This window comes from Paenibacillus polymyxa (genome assembly GCF_018614975.1).
GTDB lineage: Bacteria > Bacillota > Bacilli > Paenibacillales > Paenibacillaceae > Paenibacillus > Paenibacillus polymyxa_E.
This window is the reverse complement of the sequence record NZ_JAGGNR010000014.1, coordinates 243142-261498: the sequence shown is the minus strand read 5'-3', so window position 1 is coordinate 261498 and position 18357 is coordinate 243142. Positions and strand designations below refer to the sequence as shown.

The window sequence follows — 18357 nt, the reverse complement described above, 5'->3', positions numbered from 1 at the left end:
TGCAGAGAGAGGAACCCAGGCTGAAATTTCCTCCGGATATCACGTATGGTTTACCCCTTTGTAGCTGCAATTTTGAAAGTGGAGTAGAACATCGCCTTTATTGGGATTATCCGCGAGTAAGGATCTGCCGGGTCATGCCCGTTATCGTCATGCCAATGAGGGCTGTATTTCCGAATATGGATGAATCAGCTGAATTAGGGTGGAACCACGAGTATATATCACTCGTCCCTTTGCCGGGACGGGTGTTTTTTGCGTTCCTTTGCAAAATGACTGGAATAGCAATAGATAATCAGTCCATAAATATCTGGACACGAAGGTTACATTAACAGGAGGAATGAGACAAATGGCAGTGAACATTAAATTACCGGATGGTTCGGTACGTGAGTACGCGGATGGTAGCAGCATTGAGGACGTAGCCGCTTCAATTAGCAGTGGATTGCGCAAAAATGCCGTAGCCGGCAAGCTGGATGGTATCGTGGTGGACTTGTCCACAACACTTCATGAGGGAGCATTGGTGGAGATCGTAACTCTGGATTCACCAGAAGGACTTGAAGTAATGCGTCATAGTACAGCTCATTTGATGGCTCAAGCAGTGAAACGTTTATATGGTAACAAAGAGGTGCGCCTCGGTATCGGCCCTGTCATTGAAGATGGTTTCTACTATGATATGGATCTCGAACATGCGCTCAATCCTGAAGATCTGCAAAAGATCGAAAAGGAAATGGAACGTATTGTGAACGAGAACTTGCCAATTGTACGTAAGGAAGTTAGCCGCGAGGACGCGATCAAAACGTTTGAAGAAGTGGGCGATCCTTACAAACTTGAGTTGATTCGTGACTTGCCTGAGGACAGCGTAATCACGATTTATGAGCAAGGTGAATTCTTCGACTTGTGTCGTGGCCCTCACGTACCATCAACTAGCAAAATCAAAGTGTTTAAACTGATGAATGTCGCGGGTGCTTACTGGCGTGGTGATAGCAAAAACAAAATGCTTCAACGCATCTATGGTACGGCTTTTGTGAAAAAAGCACAGCTGGACGAGCATCTGCACTACCTCGAAGAAGCTCGCAAACGGGATCACCGCAAGCTGGGTAAAGAGCTGGAAATGTTCACCTTCTCCCAACTGGTCGGCCAAGGCCTGCCAATCTGGTTGCCTAACGGTGCGAAGCTGCGCCGTACTCTGGAGCGTTATATTGTGGATCTGGAAGAAAGCCTTGGATACCAGCATGTATACACACCGGTTCTGGGTAACGTGGAATTGTACAAAACATCGGGACACTGGGAGCACTATCAGGAAGATATGTTCCCGAAAATGGTTATGGATAACGAGGAACTCGTTCTCCGTCCAATGAACTGTCCACACCATATGATGGTGTACAAGTCCAGCATGCACAGCTACCGTGATCTGCCAATCCGTATTGCAGAGCTTGGCATGATGCACCGTTATGAAATGTCGGGGGCATTAACAGGTCTGCACCGTGTACGTGCAATGACACTGAACGACTCACATATTTTTGCACGCCCGGATCAGATCAAAGAAGAGTTCGCTCGTGTTATCGAGTTGATTCAAACTGTCTATAAGGATTTCGGTATCAACGAATACCGTTTCCGTCTGTCCTATCGCGATCCGCAGGATACCGAAAAATACTTCCAGAACGACGAGATGTGGGAGATGTCGCAACGCATGCTGCGTGAAGTTGTGGAAGAGCTTGATCTTCCATTCTATGAAGCTGAAGGTGAAGCGGCATTCTATGGTCCGAAGCTGGATGTACAGATCAAAACAGCCCTGGGCAAAGAAGAGACATTGTCTACAGTTCAACTGGACTTCCTGTTGCCTGAGCGCTTTGAACTTGAATATGTGGGAGATGACGGACAGAAACATCGTCCGGTCGTTATTCACCGCGGTGTAATTAGTACAATGGAACGTTTCACAGCATTCTTGCTGGAGAACTTTGCAGGAGCTTTCCCGCTGTGGTTGTCTCCGGTTCAGGCAAAAGTGATCCCGGTATCCGGAAACTTCGACGATTATGCGCGTGAAGTGGAAGCGAAGCTGAAACGTGCGGGAATCTCTGCTGAAGCCGATCTGCGGAATGAGAAGCTTGGATATAAAATCCGTGAGGCGCAGCTTGAGAAAATGCCTTATATGTTTGTTGTTGGTGAGAATGAGCGTAATGCAGAAGCAGTATCCGTGCGTAAGCGTGGAGAAGGCGATCTGGGCATGAAACCCGTCGATGAAATTATCGCTCAATTGAAAGAAGAAATTGCAACACGTTTGGTATAAATGAACAAATAATCTATCAGATAACCAGTGCATAAGTTGCGCTGATCACTCTGAATAACGCCTGGATAACATGGGATTAACCTATGTTATTCAGGCGTTTTTTCGTAGTGTTTGCTGTGAAAAGTATAGATTAATTGCTTTTTGGAAAACCTTTGCAGTGAGGGGGAGGTTATACAATGAAAAAGCAATTCTCAATTCAAAAGAAACATATACGGGGTTTATTGGTTGGCTGTGTAATGTTCGCCGGAATGATGATCAGCCTGAATCAGGCGGATGCTTATACATTTGAAGAGGAAAGTGCAGTACTGCATGTCGAGAGTCAGAGCAGCGGCATTGAAGGTCCGATTATTGGAACTACGAGCAAGTCTGATCAAGAATTTCCAGAACAGGTCAGCCATCAATACAGCGATGGGGCCCAGCTTACCACCATGGTGTATATGGCTTTACTGTGGTCACCACAGCCGATAGTCATTCCAAGGCCTGAGCTTCCAGAGAAACAAGTGGCAGATCCGTCTATGCCGGTGCTTGCTCCGCGTTCAGAACAAATCCTGGGTACACAAAAGGTTACAGCAACGGGATATACGGCAGGTGTGGAGTCTACAGGCAAAGGACCCAAACACCCGCAATACGGAATTACGTATTCCGGTGTAAAGGTACGTCGTGATAAAGAAACAGTCTCCACGATTGCAGCTGATCCGAAGTTGTTTCCAATGGGCTCCATTCTGTATATTCCGGGCTATGGATACGGGATTGTTGCAGATACGGGTTCAGCGATCAAAGGTAATAAAATCGATCTGTATTTCCCGACAACCAAGCAAGTGTACAAAGAGTGGGGCAAAAAGGATGTGGAGGTACAGGTGATCAGGCAAGGCGCTGGGAAATGCACAGAAAAGATGCTCAGCGAGTTGGCCGATGCAATTGATGTGTACAAATCTGTACCGGACTCCTGGCTGGACAAGGCCATTTAATTTTACATGTGAACATGAATAACTGAAGTGCTCTCTTCACATAATACTGACTGGGGACGAACCCCGCGCTGCAGCAATGCAGCGTAAATATGAAGAGAGAGGTGATTCGTTGTGGCTAAGAAATCTCAAGGGTACCAAACGCCAAACGAGAAGTACAATGCTGAGTTTGGTCAGGAACATGGAGTAACAAACGGTGCAGCATCTAAAGTGAAGCAATCTGAGCAAAACAAAGTAAAAGACAATTTCCAAACACCTGATGAAAAATTCAATGCCGAGTTCGGTGTAGAAAACACTGGTCAAACAGGGCAATTAGGCCATTCAGGTCAAGTAGGCAAAGCAGGCCAAGTAGGCCGAGCAGGGAAATTCCAGAAATAATTAAAGATAAAGATTCAGCACCCTGGAGCAGCAGCTCCGGGGTGTTTTACATATACGAATTTTTTTACATAAATATCCTACCATCTCCGTCTCGAGACCGAGATGACTTCCATCTGCCGCCGCTGTTCTCATTGTCTTGTCTGAGTTACACTGGATACATAATACAGACAAAGGAGACATGAGCGATGAAACGATCTACGCGTGACCGCTGGTGGGTAGGCATACCTCTTATTGCTATTGGTGCGATGATCTTGTTCAAACAATTGGGATATGACATTGATGTAGGATATATTTTCAGAACATATTGGCCGTTATTTCTAATCTGGTGGGGGGTCAAAGGAATCTCAGAGATTCGTCGCAACGGGGGTTATGCCTTTATTGGACCGGCAATTGTACTGGCGATCGGTGGTTACTTTCTAGCCCGTAACCTGGGATGGATTGATTACTCTATGGGGGAGTTCATCCGTTATCTGATTCCGGTTATGCTGATTGGCGGAGGATTGTTTGTACTGATTGGGCCACGACGTCGTGATCGGAAACATCATGACAAGATGCAGCCGCCTCCAGCACCTGAGCAACCTTATAAACCGTTGTCTCCGGAGGATTTAGAGATGCCGTCGTCGTTTGACGAACAGTTCGAGAAAACATTTGGCAAACCAAAACAGGAACAGAAGAATGACCCACATGGCCCTCATTTCACAGGGGCAACGGATTCATCATCACAAGGACCACAGTATAAGAAGAAACATCAATCGTATAACTCTAACGATACCGGATATGAAGAACATTATGATGATGGCTACGGAAATGGTTATGGGGATTATGGCAGTGGCAATACAATTAACAAATCAGCGTTTATCGGTGATCTGTACATGGGGCAGGAAGTGTTCTCGTTAAAACCAATGAATATCTCGGCTTTTATCGGAGATACCGTAATTGATTTGACCAAGGCACAGATTCCTTACGGGGAGACAAAGATTGTTATTTCTTCATTTATCGGTGATGTGAAAGTATTTGTACCAGAGGATATGGACCTGGGTGTGACGGTGACGACGAATTCGTTCATTGGAGACATGTCACTGTTGAACCAGAAACGCGGCGGATTCCTGAGTAGTGCCCAGGCGGAAACTGCCCATTACCATGAAGCAAGCAAAAAGGTACGGATTATTGTAAGTGTGTTTATCGGAGACGTCAAAGTGAATAAGGTGGGTTAACGCATGATTCGAACGATTCTCAAGGCTAATAAATGGGAACTGATGATGTATTTTGCGCTAACTGGTCTGATTACGCTGGGCGGATTCTATCTATTGTATGGAGAGGTATTGATGGTGGCTGGTCGTCAGCGGGCATGGACCTATGTTGCCGTTGTTGTGCTGGCCACCGTTATCACCGGATATATCGCTGCATTACGACTTCAACGCAAGATCGATCTGCTTGATCTCAACATGTTGAAAGTGTCCAAGGGTAATCTGGCGGTGCGCATGCCTGAAGCAGATGACGCTTCATTCGGTCGTGTCTATCAGGAGTTCAATGTCATGATGGATTCGATTGAGAAAAAGATGAGACTGCTTCAGCGCCTTGGTGAGCAGGAAGTCATCGAGAAGGAACAAGCCTCGGAGCGCGCTGTACTGGAAGAACGCAAACGTATGGCAAGGGACCTCCATGATACGGTGAGCCAGCAGCTGTTTGCCATGCATATGTCGGCTTCGTCCTTGCCGCGTCTGCTGGAGATGAATCCGGAACATGGTGGTAAAGTACTGGACCAGTTGATCCAGATGTCACATATTGCACAGCGTCAGATGCGAGGACTGATTGCCCAACTTCGACCGGTGGAGCTGGAAGGGCGTGACCTCACCGCTGCACTGGATAGCTGGTTTCCTGATTATTGCAGGCAGAATGGTCTTAAAGGTGTGAAAGAGCTGGAACTGGATGGCGGAATCTCGGATGCCATTGAGCACCAGCTGTTTCTTGTTATTCAGGAGGCGGTTGCCAATGTCGTGAAGCATGCAGAGGCGGGAGTGGTCAGTCTGTCCATACGGGAGAGTGAACATCAAATCAGCATGAGCATCAGCGATGATGGTCAGGGATTTTTGCAGCAAGCTGAGCGTCCAGGTTCATATGGTTTATCTACCATGCGTGAACGGGCGGAGAAGCTTGGGGGACAAGTTCAGATTATATCAAAGCCGGGAGCGGGAACGACGGTAAGGGTATTGATCCCGAAATTTCCGAATGTTTCTGAATGATCTAGAGGGGGAGACGGAATGAGTGGGAAAGTAAACGTAATGATTGTGGATGACCATGACATGGTACGAATGGGGCTGAAAACGTATCTGATGCTGGAACCTACTTTTCATGTGATGGGAGAAGCGGGTCACGGGCAGGATGCACTTGATCAGTTGCGTAAGTTAAATGATAGTGAAATGCCGGACCTGATCCTCATGGATCTGATGATGCCCATAATGAATGGCGCTGAAGCAACACAAGCCATCATGACTGAATTTCCAGGGATGAAGATTGTGATGCTCACCAGTTTTCTGGAAGATGATCTTGTCGTGCAAGCGATTGAAGCGGGTGCGGTAAGTTATGTACTCAAGACAGTCTCTGCTGAAGAACTGATCTATGCTCTTCAAGGGGCTTACAGAGGTATGCCTGTGATGACAGGTGATGTGTCGCAGGCATTAACTCGGGGAATCAGGCAACGTACAGCGAGAGAGAGTGAATCAGGTCTGACTGAACGGGAGAAGGAAGTGTTGCTGCTTATTGCAGAGGGAAAGACCAACAAAGACATTGGAGAAGAATTACATATCAGTATCAAAACCGTCAAAACACATGTGAGTAATCTGCTGATGAAATGTGAGATGGATGATCGTACACAATTGGCCATCTATGCGCATCGTCAGGGTTGGGTGAAAACGAAAGGGTAAATGCTGTCATGACGGGGAAAAGAATCTATTCTTACGTGCTTTTATCTCCTTTTTAATTGTTTTTAAGGTACGGTTAAGGTTTAAAGTACAAAATAAGAACAGTTAAAGAATATCTCTTGTGAATAAGAGATTGGGAGGTAGAGAGGCATGGACGAACGCAACTATAGATCGAACCGTCAAGACGAGGAAAATGAAATCAAACAAACGGAGAATCGCAATTCTTCCGGAACGGACGAATCCTCCTATTATTATTCTTATGGACCTTTTCAGTCCGTGAATCAGGAAGATACAGCAAATCACACGGGAAGCAATAATCAGCGTGAAGAAGGAAATGTAGAGATTACAAAACCTGATCCGGTGAGACCGGTACCTACTTACTATAATAGTGAATCATCCGAACAAGCGAAAAGATCATCAGGAGGCGGCGGAAACGGTTCAGGTAACGGTGGAGATCAAGGGAATGGCGGCAAAGGCAACTGGAACTATAATAACCGCAAGCCGCGCTCTTCCGTAAGATCACTTCTATTTTCCTTTATTGCCGGTATGCTGGTCATTACCGTTCTCATGTACACAGCCGATAGAACAAACATGTTCACACCGGAGACTGCACTTACGAACACAGGTAATCAAAGCTCTGGACAGGAAGCGTCCACAAACACAGGCGGAGGCAACAATGTGACAGCGTCGTTACTGCCAACAGGCAAAGAAGATGTGTCTTCCGTAGTAACAAGTACAAGTCCGGCTGTCGTCAAAATCGAAACACTCGCGAAGCAGTCCTCACGTACAGGAATGGGTCAGGGTGGATCAAATACAAGTGATCCGCTGTACCAATACTTCTTTGGTAATGGCGGCGGAACGGAAGGCAATCAAGGCCAAAGCCAGCAACCACAAGGCAGTAATCAGCTTGTGCCTATGGGCATTGGTTCCGGGTTCATTTTTGACAAAGAAGGATATATCCTGACGAATCAACACGTTGTTCAGGGTGCAGACGTAATCCAGGTAACGCTGGAGAACAACAGCAAGCCTTATGAAGCTAAACTGCTAGGAAGCAGCTTTGATCTGGATCTAGCTGTATTAAAAATTGAGAAAAACAGTGGTGACGATGCGTTCCCTGTAGCTCCACTGGGTGATTCCAATAGTACTCAAGTCGGTGAGTGGCTTGTAGCTATCGGTAACCCTGAAGGATTCGAACACACCGTTACAGCAGGTGTACTGAGTGCCAAAGAACGTACGATCAGCATTCCAGATGAAGAAACAGGAAAAACACGTGAGTACAGCCATTTGCTGCAAACAGATGCTTCGATTAATCCGGGTAACTCGGGTGGTCCGTTGCTTAACCTGAATGGGGAAGTTATCGGAATGAACGTTGCAGTAAGCGCAGATGCACAGGGTATTGGTTTTGCAATCCCGTCGAGCGTCATCTCTGAAGCTGTTAAATATCTTAAAGAGAACAAAGAAGTTCCTAAAGAGCCAGTACCCTTTATCGGTGCATCTCTGATGGCTCTCACGCCTGAAGTTGCTAAACAAATGGGAACAGATATTACCGAAGGTTCTGTCGTAGCCAGCACGATCTTCCAATCACCGGCTTACCAAGCAGATCTTCGTGCATATGACATCATCACAGGTGCCAACGGTACGCCGTACGCCACAAGTCAGGATCTGATTGATTTTATCAAGAAACAGGAAATCGGCAGTGAAGTGACATTAAACGTGGTGCGTGACGGTAAGAAAATGGATCTGAAAATCAAAATCGGCAACAAAAATGATTTTGATACTTCACAAACAACAGGCACACAACAGCAGCAACCATAAATATGGGGCAAGGATTAACAGAACGGAAGGGTTTGAAGGCCCTTCCGTTTTTTTGCCCTGAACTAACGGGATAACAATGGAGCACGCTTGACTGGAGACTTTTACTTGAAGATGCAGATTGTGCTTCTGCCTGTTACAATGGGATAAAACGTTAGGATAAAGGAGAAAGACCATGCGTTCAACTATTTTGATTGTGGATGATGACGAAAAAATTGTATCCATGCTCCGCCGGGGGCTGGCTTTTGAAGGATATGAGGTACAGACCGCTTCCAATGGAGCCGAAGGCCTCAGCAAACTGATGGACAAGGAGCCGGACATCGTTGTGCTGGATGTGATGATGCCGCAGATTGACGGATTTGAGGTATGTCGGAGATTGAGAGAAGCAGGCAGCAAAGTGCCTGTGCTGATGTTGACAGCCAAGGATGAAGTACAGAGCCGGGTGACCGGACTGGACACGGGAGCCGATGACTACCTTGTAAAACCTTTTGCGCTGGAAGAATTATTGGCACGTGTCCGGGCATTGCTGCGCCGCAAGTCTGATAGTGGGGGTACGCCGGACAACCGCTTAATGTATGAAGATATCATTTTGGACAATGACTCACGTGAAGTATTCCGAGATGGGCAACGTCTGGAGCTGACGGCCAAGGAATTCGAGCTGTTAAATCTGTTCATGCAAAATCCAAGACGGGTACTGTCCCGTGATCTGATTATGGATAAAATCTGGGGTTATGATTATAGCGGTGAGTCCAACGTGCTTGAAGTGTACATTGCCATGCTCAGACAGAAGACCGAAGAATACGGTGGTAAGCGTTTAATCCAGACCATCCGGGGAGCCGGCTATATTCTGAGAGGTGACTCCTGATATGTCCATCCGGTTAAGACTAACCGCATGGTATTCTGGCATTTTGGCGGCTGTTCTTATCTTTTGGGGCGTTGTAATCTATGCCTTTGTTTATTTTAACTCCTACCAGGAAGTCGAACAGCAATTGAAGGTGAAGAGTACCCGGATTACAGAGCAAATTGGTGTTAATCCTCTCTCACAGTCGCTGGACCTGGACCCATTTACAGAGAGTCAGCTTCAGGAGGCACAAATCTATATTCAACTCTGGGATTATCAGAGTCGTTCAGGCAGAATTTCCGGTAATATGGAGAAACTAGGGATTCAGTTTCCGGTATTAAAAGCCAATGAGATACTTAAAGACCGAGGGATATCCAAGATCTATGTGGATGGTACACCGTTTCTGGTGAATCAGCTCCCCCTTTCTCTTCAGGGTACCAATGAAGTACGTGGAATTCTTCAGGTAGGAGCAAATGTAAGTTCACAGGAGCGCTTGCTGGAAGCATTGCTTAATATTTTGGTTTTTGGCTGGCTGGTAGCGATGGCCCTCGCTATTACCTCAGGTCTCGTTCTGGCCCGCAAGTCGATGCGTCCGCTCGTGAATGTCATTGATGCTGCTAATCAGATTCAATCGGGAGATGACTTAAGTGTACGTATTCAATATACGGGGCCTAAGGATGAGATCGGGCGTCTGATTGAAACGGTGAATAATATGCTTGAGCGTACAGAATTGTCATTCCGTGGTTTGGAGGAGACGAATGCTGCCCAGCGCCGCTTTGTATCCGATGCATCCCATGAACTGCGTACGCCGCTGACCACCATTCGCGGGAATGTTGACTTTCTGAAGAAGTTATGGGATCAGGAGGGAACCGACCGCCCGAATCTGGATGAGGAGACCGTTAAACAAATGTCGCTGGAAGCCATTGAAGACATGGCGGACGAGGGAAAACGTATGAGCAGGCTGATCAGCGACATGTTATCGCTGGCGAGAGCGGATACGGGTCAGAAAATTGAACTGAATCCGATCCCGCTGCAGATTCTCGTACAGGAAGTGGCACGCAGAGCACAATTTCTGGATCGTCAGGCAGACTGGCTTCCAGGAGATTTCTCCATCCTTAACGGCATTTATGTGAACGGTAGTAAGGACTATCTGCAACAGATGCTGTTTATTTTCATTGAAAATGCGTTTAAATACACACCTGAAGGCTCTGTGACGCTGGATGCCGTATTATACAAGGGACAGGTGGGGCTACGTATCAGCGACACCGGTATTGGGATGGATCGGGACGAAGTGCCGTTCATCTTTGATCGCTTCTATCGGGCAGATGAATCCCGTGGGGCGACACCGGGCATCGGTCTGGGACTTTCGATTGCGAAGTGGATTATTGAGGAACACCATGGATCGGTTGAGGTTGTGACCAGACGTGGAGAAGGAACCACCTTTATTATCTGGTTGCCGGTTGTCTTTGCTCCGCCTATCGAATAAAGGTATAATAGACAGGACTGCAATTACATCGGCAACGTTGCCGAGAAAGAAAGCGGGTGGCAACCAAGTGGAAGTACTGCGAATTTCGCCGCGGGGATATTGTTACGGCGTTGTGGATGCGATGGTGCTCGCGCGTCAAGCGGCACGCAATCTGGATTTACCACGACCTATTTATATATTGGGTATGATTGTGCATAACCAACATGTGACGGATTCCTTTGAAGATGAAGGTATTATCACATTGGATGGTCCAAACCGGATGGATATTTTGAGCCAAGTGGAGAGTGGCACGATTATTTTCACAGCTCACGGTGTATCTCCTGAAGTGCGCAAGCTGGCACGTGACAAAGGGTTGACAACAGTGGATGCAACATGCCCTGATGTCACCAAGACCCATGATCTCATTCGGGAGAAGACGGCAGAAGGTTATCAGATCATCTATATTGGCAAAAAGAATCACCCTGAACCAGAAGGTGCCGTAGGTGTTGCACCAGACCTCGTTCATCTGATCGAGAAGGAAGAAGAGATCGAAGAACTGAACGTACCTCCAGGCAAAATCCTTATTACGAATCAGACAACGATGAGCCAGTGGGATATCAAACACATTATGAGCCGTTTGCTGGAGAAGTTTCCGGGCGCTGAGATTCATAATGAGATTTGCCTCGCAACTCAGGTTCGTCAGGAAGCTGTTGCTGAACAGGCAGGTCAAGCGGATCTGGTGATCGTTGTGGGTGATCCTCGTAGCAATAACTCCAACCGTCTGGCACAAGTGTCGGAGGAGATCGCGGGGGTTACGGCCTACCGTGTATCCGATGTTTCCGAGATTCAGCAAGAATGGCTGAAAGGTGTAAATAAGGTGGCGGTTACTTCGGGTGCATCAACACCAACACCGATTACGAAGGAAGTCATCCTTTACCTGGAGCAGTATGAACATGACAAGCCGGAGACGTGGGAGATCAAACGTACCGTGAACATGAGCAAACTGCTGCCTCCAGTTAGAGAAAAAACACGTACACCGTAGGGCACAGCTAATGTTAAAGTAAGTCCTAAGTGTATGTGAAATGCAAACGAGATGTGAATGAGAAGAATCCTGTTACGCAGATCCGAATGTCGGAGCCTGTGGAGCAGGGTTCTTTTTGTATATGGATAAGGAATGTGTACCTTGACGCAATAAGATAACTATGGTATATTCACTTTAACGGATAAAAGCTTAAAAGCGAACAAGCGTTTAAGCGTGACAGAGTTTTTATATTTAATTAGACGCACGTTAAGAAATGATTGTGCTCTCATACAAGGAAGGATGGGAATTAATATGATCGTTATTGCAGGCAAGGCTACACCGGAGGAACAGATTCAGGATATCGTTTCAGTTATTGAAAAAGAAGGGCTTCAGGTGCATATTTCTCACGGAGAGGATCGTACTATCATTGGTTTGATTGGTAAAGTTGAACCTAAAATGCAAGAGCATCTTCGCCAAATGAAAGGTGTCGAGAATGTCGTTAAAATCTCGAAGTCCTACAAATTGGCAAGCCGCGACTTCCATCCGGAAGATACGTTGATCTCCATCAAAGGTGTAGATATCGGCGGAAAAGAACTTGTTGTCATGGGCGGACCATGTGCGGTTGAATCCGCTGCACAGATTGATGAGATTGCCGGGCTTGTGAAAGCTGCTGGTGGGCAAGTGTTACGTGGAGGTGCATTTAAGCCGCGTACAGGTCCTTACAGCTTCCAGGGAACGGGCGTAGAGGGATTAATCATGATGGCTGAAGCAGGCAAGAAACATGATCTACTGACCATTACAGAAGTCATGACACCTGAGTATGTGGATATTTGCGCCGAGTACGCAGATATTCTGCAAGTAGGTACACGTAACATGCAGAACTTTGACTTGCTCCGCAAATTGGGCGAGTGTGGCAAACCGGTATTGTTAAAACGTGGCTTCAGTGCGACATACGATGAATTGTTGAATGCGGCTGAATACATTCTTGCGGGTGGTAACCCAAATGTTATGCTGTGTGAACGTGGTATTCGTACGTTTGAATCCTACACACGGAATACGCTGGATCTGTCAGCGATCCCTGTTCTGCAGTCTCTGAGCCATTTGCCAGTTATTTCTGACCCGAGTCATGGTACTGGGCGCCGTGAACTGGTGGAACCGATGACAAAAGCTTCCGTTGCTGCGGGTGCCAATGGCCTGATCATTGAAATGCACACCGATCCGGATAACTCCATGACAGGAGATGGTGTGCAGTCCTTGTTCCCTGACCAATTCGCCAACCTGTTGCAGGATCTGGAGAAATTGGCACCAATCGTGGGTAAATCATTCAGCACAGCCAAACAACCAGCGGAATTTTTCCCGGCACGTGTAGGCGTATAATAAGAATTCATAGTCAAGGTCTGGATCAATTCCGGGCATCTCCTCTGATCTCGTTCATTGCAACGGAATCAGGTAGATGCTCGGTTTTTTGCATATTTTGCAGTTTTGAACGTATTTATTAATCAATGGTGATAAGAAACATTTATGATGTGAAGTTTTTTCCATAATATAGGATAAAAAAGGGTCGCTTTACCGCATTAAACCAGTTAAATATATATAAATATAGTTGTTATATGAATTTAGATTATTTATAAAATGTGAGTATATCTAACATACATTCAAAAAATACCTTACATAAGTATTGACGATGTCATGTTTTAAAATTTATAATGACGACAGAAAAAATTCGAATTTAGACATTTTCTTAGTGGGGTTGTTTAATGTTCGGAATATTTGGGAGGACGAATACATGTCGGTTGAAAACGTATTGAAATCAATTCAAGAGAACAACATCGAGTGGGTAGATTTTCGTTTTGTAGATTTAGCTGGTCGTGCACATCACATCTCGTTGCCAGCTTCGGCTGTTGATGCAGACACGTTCGTAAATGGAGTAGCTTTTGACGGTTCTTCTATCCAAGGTTTCCGCGGAATTGAAGAGTCCGATATGGTTATGATGCCAGACCCTGAAGCGACTTATGTCGATCCGTTCACTGCACACCCTACATTGAATGTTATGTGTGATATCTTCACTCCGGATGGAGAGCGTTATGAGCGTGACCCACGTAGCATCGCTGTTAAAGCTGAAGCTTATTTGCAAGAGAGCGGTGTAGGTACAGCGGCATTCTTCGCACCTGAATCCGAGTTCTTCATCTTCGACGATGTACGTTATGAGAGCGGCACGAACAGCTCTTCCTACTATGTAGATTCCGAAGAAGCTTCATGGAATACCAACCGCAAAGAAGAAGGCGGAAACCTGGGCTTCAAAGTACGCACTAAAGGTGGATATGTTCCAGTAGCGCCAGTAGATACACAACAAGATATTCGTAGCGAAATGTGTCGTCTTTTGGAAGAAGCAGGCCTGTCCATCGAGCGTCATCACCATGAAGTGGCGACAGCGGGTCAAGCCGAAATCAACTTCCGTTTTGATACACTGAAGAAAACAGCAGATAACCTGCTTGCATACAAATACATCGTGCACAACACTGCACGTCAATATGGTAAAGTAGCAACATTCATGCCAAAACCATTGTTCGGTGATAATGGTAGCGGAATGCACGTTCACCAATCCATCTTTGATGGCGATTCCCCATTGTTCTATGACAAAGCGGGATATGCTAACCTGAGTGAAATGGCTCTGCACTACATCGGAGGTATCCTGTACCATGCTCCGGCACTGATCGCTTTGACTAACCCTAGTACAAACTCATTCAAACGTCTTGTACCTGGTTACGAAGCACCAGTAAACCTGGTTTACTCCAAAGGTAACCGTTCCGCAGCAGTTCGTATTCCGGTTGCAGCTGTGACACCAAAAGGTTGTCGTATCGAGTTCCGTACACCAGACTCCACAGCTAACCCATACTTGGCATTCTCCGCAATGTTGATGGCTGGTCTGGATGGAATCAAACGCAAAATCAACCCAACTGAGCTTGGATATGGTCCGCTCGATAAAAACATCTATGACCTGTCTGATGCAGATAAAGAAAACATCCGCAGTGTGCCAGCTTCCCTCGAAGAAGCACTTGATGCATTGGCAGCTGATAACGAGTTCTTGACTGAAGGCGGCGTATTCACAAAAGAATTCATTGAAAACTATATCAACCTCAAACGTGATGAAGCGAAAGCAGTAGCAATCCGTATTCATCCGCACGAGTACAGCCTCTACTTCGACTGCTAATCAGTCGGGGGGAACAGTTCTTGTTCCAACCTAAAGCCTCCGGGACACGATCTCGGAGGCTTTTCCTTGAATTAAACAATGTAGTGCTTTAACTTTGCAGGGTGATAAAGGAATTTGATGGCCTGAATTGAACACTTCAGTGCATATTGCCCTTGAAGCAGATGGAGAATACTGATATCATAGCGATAATATTTACTTCGTATGTCAGAGTTACGGATGGAAAGGGCGGGGGATTTTGTGACAAAAAGAGCGTATAATTTTAATGCAGGACCTGCGGCGTTACCACTTGAGGTACTGGAGCGTGCACAGGCGGAATTTGTAGATTTTCGTAATACAGGCATGTCGATTATGGAGATGTCTCACCGTGGAGCGGTGTATGAGTCTGTACATAATGAAGCTCAGGAGCGGTTGTTGTCGCTTCTAGGCAATCCAAAAGGATACAAGGTTCTCTTTCTGCAGGGCGGTGCAAGCACTCAGTTCGCGATGTTGCCAATGAACCTGCTCGGTGCAGGGCAGACTGCAAGTTACGTGATGACTGGCAGCTGGGCGAAGAAGGCTCTGTCTGAGGCGAAGTTGATCGGCGAGACATATGTTGCTGCATCTTCAGAAGCAGAGAAGTTCATGAAATTGCCGGATGTTTCGAATCTGAGTTTGCCAGAACGTACGGCTTATGTACATCTGACTTCCAACGAAACGATCGAAGGTACGCAATTCAAGTCGTTCCCGGATACCGGTTCAGTACCTCTGATTGCGGATATGTCGAGTGATATTTTCTGTAAACCATTCGATCTTAATCAGTTTGGCATGATCTATGCGGGTGCACAGAAGAATCTGGGTCCATCCGGAATTACGGTTGTAATTGCTCGTGAGGAACTGGTGAGCGAATCGCCTAAAACGATTCCAACCATGCTTCGTTACAGCACACATGTAGATAACAACTCCCTGTACAATACGCCGCCATCCTTCTCGGTATATATGGTGAATGAAGTATTGAAATGGATTGAAGAACAGGGCGGACTGGCTGGTATTGAGCAAAAAAATACGAAAAAAGCGGAATTGCTCTATAACACAATTGATGCTTCCGGTGATTTCTACCGTGGTTGTGTTGAACCAGAAGATCGTTCCCTCATGAATGTAACCTTCCGTCTTGCTTCTGAAGAACTGGAGAAAAAGTTCATCAAGGCTTCGGAGGAAGAAGGATTTGTAGGTCTGAAAGGACATCGCAGTGTGGGTGGTCTCCGTGCCTCCATTTATAATGCTGCTCCTTATGAGAGTGTTAAGGCACTGACAGACTTCATGAGCCACTTCCAGAAGACAAATGGATAATTAAGTATAGGTACGGTGTAATGGACCTTTGTGTCTAATCCTGTGCCTTACCAGAGCCTTCCACATTGACGTGTGGAGGGCTTTTCTTTAAGATTAGAGGGTTGTCGTCAACATGAAAATGAAAAGGAGATTGAACACATATGGCTTTACACATCGTTCTGGTTGAACCAGAAATCCCGGCGAACACAGGCAATATTTCGCGTACTTGTGCGGCAACCGGGACCCATCTGCATCTCGTTCGTCCACTTGGATTTCGAACAGATGATGCTACATTGAAACGTGCAGGGCTGGACTACTGGCATGCCGTTCATATTGAATATCACGACTCATTTGCTGAGGTTCAGGAAAAATATCCGGAAGGTCGTTTCTTCTACGCAACTACGAAGGCCAAGAACCGATACAGTGACTTTAATTTTCAGGATGGGGATTTCCTCGTTTTTGGTAAAGAGACTAAAGGCCTGCCGCCTGAATTAATTGCCGCGAATCCCGATACATGTATGAAAATGCCAATGACTGGTGACGTTAGATCATTAAATCTGTCCAATTCGGCAGCCATTATTGTATATGAAGCGTTGCGCCAGCTCAATTTCCCCGGGTTAGAAGGATAAATTGAGGTTATAAATGACGGCTAGAATTCGGTAAAAAAACATTTTTCAAAAAAAAGGACAAAAAATGTTTATTTCCAGCAGGATTCGACAAAATCTTGGCGAATCTATAAACATAGTACAAATGTACCTAGAAATTTAGAGTAAGATAGGAGAGGTGTGCCGTAGCTATGAAGCCAGCTGGAGTAGTTCGCAAAGTTGACCAATTAGGTAGGATCGTATTGCCTAAATCTTTGCGTAAAAGGTATCAAATGAATGAGGGAGATCCTGTAGAAATCTTAGTACAAGGGGACCATATTATCTTGGAGAGATATCGTCCAAAATGTATTTTCTGCGGATCCATCGAGGAAGTCAACGAGTTCAAAGAGCGTTACATATGCGCACAATGTTTAGATGAAATGACTCAGCTTCCACAACACGGATAAGAAATAACGTCATGGGGTCCATTGACCCCGTGGCGTTTTTTTGTTTAATTCTCAATTGAATGCCATAATTGCAATTTGAAAAAAGATAAAATAAGTAGACTAACCCTGAATGTAAAAGGGTAAAACTTCATTCCAGACGGCATTCAGGATGCCTTGCATATTTTCTTCCTCACTATTAATACATATGACAGCTTCCTTTGAGGGAATTACGATACACAACTGACCATAGGCGCCATCGGCGCGGTAAGCATCATGGGAACACATCCAGAACTGATATCCGTAACCTTCTCCCCAATCTCCGTCTCCAGTCGTTTCGATCTGCTGTGACGTAGCCTGTCGAATCCAATCTGAAGGTACAAGCTGTCTGCCTTCCCAAAAGCCCTCTTGCAGCAGTAATTGTCCAAATCGACTCAGTTCCTCATTACTTATCCAAAGACCTGCACAGCCAAGCGTTACCCCCAGTGGAGAGGTCTCCCACTCTACATCATGAATGCCAAGTGGATCAAATAACCGTGGAGTCAGGTAATCTTTCACGGTTTGGCCGGTAGCAGCCTGTAGCATGGCTGAGATCATAAATGTATCCCCGCTGCTGTATGTAAATTGTTCTCCAGGTACCCGGTCCAGAGGCAGCGACAAGTAATATTTTGCCCAGTCCTTTTCGGTCAATGAAGCTCGTTCATCAGCCCAAAGAGGGGGAGAGTCATGTCCCGAAGACATTCGGAGAAGATCACGCAGTTTCAATTCCTGCGGAGATGGGAGATTGCGCTGTGTAGTGGATACATAATTATAGGTGAAATAATCACCAAGTGTGGCATCCAGATGTAACAGACCTTCTTCAAGCGCAAGACCAACGGCCATACACGTGAAGGATTTACTGATGGAATGTTGTACCCTGCGCTGATCCTTATCTCGGTCCCAATGGGCAAGCAGATGCCCTTTTTGTAATATGCGAATGGAAAAAACATTCAAATGTTGCTCCGTAATCGTTTGAATGAAACCTTTGAGTTGTTCAGACATATTAACCTCCCTAATATCAGGTGAAACCTGAGTAAAATCGGTTGGTGAAACGTTTCCGTAATTCGAATGCAAAATCAGAACCCATGTTA

At 46.0% G+C, this 18357-nt stretch carries 16 protein-coding genes; 15 read left to right on the top strand and 1 reads right to left on the bottom strand.

Features of this window, described 5'->3' with window-relative positions; all coding sequences use genetic code 11:
• Positions 1-343 precede the first annotated feature (343 nt).
• The 15 genes from thrS (at position 344) to J7E78_RS14265 (ending at position 17251) form a co-directional block, all read left to right on the top strand.
• Positions 344-2281: a threonine--tRNA ligase gene (gene thrS / locus J7E78_RS14335; protein ID WP_215076935.1), complete on the top strand. Its 1938-nt coding sequence runs from the start codon at positions 344-346 to the stop codon at positions 2279-2281.
• A 428-nt stretch (positions 2282-2709) separates the two neighbouring features.
• Entirely contained in the window at positions 2710-3249 is a 540-nt protein-coding gene (locus J7E78_RS14330; RefSeq protein WP_215077111.1) for a 3D domain-containing protein, read from the top strand.
• Positions 3250-3360: 111 nt separating this feature from the next.
• Positions 3361-3624, top strand: a complete 264-nt coding sequence (locus J7E78_RS14325) for a hypothetical protein (protein WP_215076934.1) — start codon at positions 3361-3363, stop codon at positions 3622-3624.
• A 185-nt stretch (positions 3625-3809) separates the two neighbouring features.
• Entirely contained in the window at positions 3810-4838 is a 1029-nt protein-coding gene (gene liaF, locus J7E78_RS14320; protein WP_215076933.1) for a cell wall-active antibiotics response protein LiaF, read from the top strand.
• A gap of 3 nt (positions 4839-4841) precedes the next feature.
• A complete protein-coding gene (locus J7E78_RS14315) occupies positions 4842-5867 on the top strand; it encodes a HAMP domain-containing sensor histidine kinase (protein ID WP_215076932.1) in 1026 nt (341 codons plus the stop codon).
• Positions 5868-5885: 18 nt separating this feature from the next.
• The gene (locus tag J7E78_RS14310; RefSeq protein ID WP_215076931.1) at positions 5886-6548 is read left to right on the top strand and encodes a response regulator; all 663 of its coding nucleotides are present in this window, start codon (positions 5886-5888) and stop codon (positions 6546-6548) included.
• 147 nt (positions 6549-6695) lie between these two features.
• A complete protein-coding gene (locus J7E78_RS14305; RefSeq protein WP_215076930.1) occupies positions 6696-8360 on the top strand; it encodes a S1C family serine protease in 1665 nt (554 codons plus the stop codon).
• A gap of 172 nt (positions 8361-8532) precedes the next feature.
• Positions 8533-9222, top strand: a complete 690-nt coding sequence (locus tag J7E78_RS14300; RefSeq protein WP_215076929.1) for a response regulator transcription factor — start codon at positions 8533-8535, stop codon at positions 9220-9222.
• A gap of 1 nt (position 9223) precedes the next feature.
• Positions 9224-10684 (top strand): sensor histidine kinase, encoded by a 1461-nt coding sequence (locus J7E78_RS14295; RefSeq protein WP_215076928.1) that lies wholly within the window; start codon positions 9224-9226, stop codon positions 10682-10684.
• A 67-nt stretch (positions 10685-10751) separates the two neighbouring features.
• Positions 10752-11705 (top strand): 4-hydroxy-3-methylbut-2-enyl diphosphate reductase, encoded by a 954-nt coding sequence (locus tag J7E78_RS14290; protein WP_124115489.1) that lies wholly within the window; start codon positions 10752-10754, stop codon positions 11703-11705.
• Positions 11706-11996: 291 nt separating this feature from the next.
• Complete coding sequence (gene aroF, locus J7E78_RS14285) at positions 11997-13061, top strand: 3-deoxy-7-phosphoheptulonate synthase (RefSeq protein ID WP_215076927.1); 1065 nt, start codon at positions 11997-11999, stop codon at positions 13059-13061.
• 409 nt (positions 13062-13470) lie between these two features.
• Positions 13471-14895 carry a type I glutamate--ammonia ligase gene (gene glnA, locus J7E78_RS14280; RefSeq protein WP_074094318.1) on the top strand — a complete coding sequence of 475 codons (1425 nt, stop codon included), beginning with the start codon at positions 13471-13473 and terminating at the stop codon, positions 14893-14895.
• 237 nt (positions 14896-15132) lie between these two features.
• Positions 15133-16221, top strand: coding sequence for a 3-phosphoserine/phosphohydroxythreonine transaminase (gene serC / locus J7E78_RS14275; RefSeq protein WP_311517361.1), 1089 nt, complete (start codon positions 15133-15135; stop codon positions 16219-16221).
• 140 nt (positions 16222-16361) lie between these two features.
• Positions 16362-16829: a tRNA (uridine(34)/cytosine(34)/5-carboxymethylaminomethyluridine(34)-2'-O)-methyltransferase TrmL gene (gene trmL, locus J7E78_RS14270; RefSeq protein ID WP_017689589.1), complete on the top strand. Its 468-nt coding sequence runs from the start codon at positions 16362-16364 to the stop codon at positions 16827-16829.
• A 167-nt stretch (positions 16830-16996) separates the two neighbouring features.
• The gene (locus tag J7E78_RS14265; protein ID WP_036610032.1) at positions 16997-17251 is read left to right on the top strand and encodes an AbrB/MazE/SpoVT family DNA-binding domain-containing protein; all 255 of its coding nucleotides are present in this window, start codon (positions 16997-16999) and stop codon (positions 17249-17251) included.
• A 99-nt stretch (positions 17252-17350) separates the two neighbouring features.
• On the opposite strand, the gene J7E78_RS14260 is transcribed toward J7E78_RS14265, so the two are convergent.
• A complete protein-coding gene (locus tag J7E78_RS14260) occupies positions 17351-18268 on the bottom strand; it encodes a serine hydrolase domain-containing protein (protein WP_215076923.1) in 918 nt (305 codons plus the stop codon).
• Positions 18269-18357 lie beyond the last annotated feature (89 nt).